Genomic DNA, 1,708 nt, shown 5'->3' on the forward strand with positions numbered 1-1,708 from the left:
GCCGGCTCCTGCGCCTCGCGGCGGGCGCCGAACCGGCCGTGCCGGCCGCGGCGTCGGTCCGCGCGGCGATCGACGGGCAGGTGGCCGAGGACGTGCCCGGCCGGACCGCTTCCATGTGACCTCGCGTCAACAGGGTTCTTCCACTCCCCCATTCACGGGACAACGTGATCACCACGCGGCACAATGGCCGCGACGGCCCGATCGCGGCCGTCCGGGTGAGGAAGAGGGAGAGACCGTGACTGAGAGCCACACCCCGCCGAGCGGCTCGGCGAGGCTGAACACCGGTGTGGCGCACAACGCGCGCGTGTGGAACTACTGGATCGGCGGCAAGGACAACTACGAGGTCGACCAGCGGGTCGGCGACCACGTCGCCTCGATCAACCCGGTGGTCCGCGACATCGCCCGCGCGGACCGCGACTTCCTGGGCCGGGCGGTGACGTATCTGACCCGCGAGCGCGGTGTGCGGCAGTTCCTCGACATCGGCACCGGCCTGCCGACGGCGGACAACACCCATGAGATCGCGCAGCGGATCGCTCCCGACTCGCGGATCGTCTACGTCGACAACGACCCGATCGTCCTCGTCCACGCCCGTACCCTGCTGACCGGCACGCACGCGGGCGCCACCGCCTACATAGACGCCGACGTCCACGACCCGGACGCCATACTGGAACGCGCCGCCGGCACCCTGGACGTCACGCGGCCCGTCGCGGTGATGATGCTGGGGATCCTCAACTTCGTGCTCGACACCGGCAAGGCCCGGGAGATCGTCCGCCGGATCATGGCGGCGGTGCCCTCCGGAAGCTTCCTGGTCCTCACGCACCCCACCTTCGATCCCGAGGTCGGGGGCGAGCTGCAGGTGCCGGCCATGAAGTTCTGGAACGAGAACGCCACTCCCCCGATCACCGCCCGGAGCGCCGCGGACATCACCGCTTTCTTCGAGGGACTGGACCTGGTCGAGCCCGGCCTGGTGTCCTGCTCGCAGTGGCACGCCACGTCCGACACGGCCGCGGTGCCGCAGTACGGCGCGGTGGCCGTGAAGCCCTGACCGCTGAAAGTATGATCAAGCAATGTCTGACATGACCGAAACCACGCCGGGCTGGCTGTCCTCCGACGACCTGGAGATGGCACGCGCCCGGATGCCGATCCTGTACGTCGAGGCCGTGCCCGTGCGCGTCGACGACAGCGGTGAAGTCACCAGCGTCGGGCTGCTGTTGCGCATCGGGCCCGAGGGGACGGTCAGCCGGACCCTGGTCTCCGGCCGGGTGCTGCACCACGAACGGGTCCGTGACGCCCTGCTGCGCCACCTGGAGAAGGACCTCGGTCCGGTGGCGCTGCCCCGCGTCCCGGCGTCGTTGCAGCCGTTCACGGTCGCGGAGTACTTCCCCACGCAGGGCATCACCCCCTTCCACGACCCCCGTCAGCACGCGGTGTCGCTGGCGTACATCGTGCCGGTGACGGGTGACTGCCGCCCCCGGCAGGACGCCCTCGACCTGGTGTGGTTCAGCCCGCAGGAGGCCGTGTCGCAGGCGGTCCAGAGCGAGATGCCGGGCGGTCACGGAGTGCTGCTGAAGCAGGCGCTGGCCCACGCGGGCTGTGCGATCTGACGCGGGGCGGGCTAGGGCCTCTCGTTTGGATCAGGTCGGCCGCGACCGACGGTGCGTCGTGGCCGACCCGAGCGGGGCTTGGTGCGTGCAGATGCAAGGCGGAG

General features: G+C 70.5%; 2 protein-coding genes. Both read left to right on the forward strand.

Annotated features, from left to right (window positions below):
• Nucleotides 1-235 precede the first annotated feature (235 nt).
• Complete coding sequence (locus ABTY20_RS35225; protein ID WP_352001211.1) at nucleotides 236-1,045, forward strand: SAM-dependent methyltransferase; 810 nt, start codon at nucleotides 236-238, stop codon at nucleotides 1,043-1,045.
• 22 nt (nucleotides 1,046-1,067) lie between these two features.
• Nucleotides 1,068-1,604 (forward strand): NUDIX hydrolase family protein, encoded by a 537-nt coding sequence (locus tag ABTY20_RS35230; RefSeq protein ID WP_352001212.1) that lies wholly within the window; start codon nucleotides 1,068-1,070, stop codon nucleotides 1,602-1,604.
• The last annotated feature ends 104 nt before the right edge of the window (nucleotides 1,605-1,708 follow it).

The sequence above is a fragment of the Streptomyces sp. NPDC126497 genome, assembly GCF_040302425.1.
Lineage (GTDB): Bacteria > Actinomycetota > Actinomycetes > Streptomycetales > Streptomycetaceae > Streptomyces.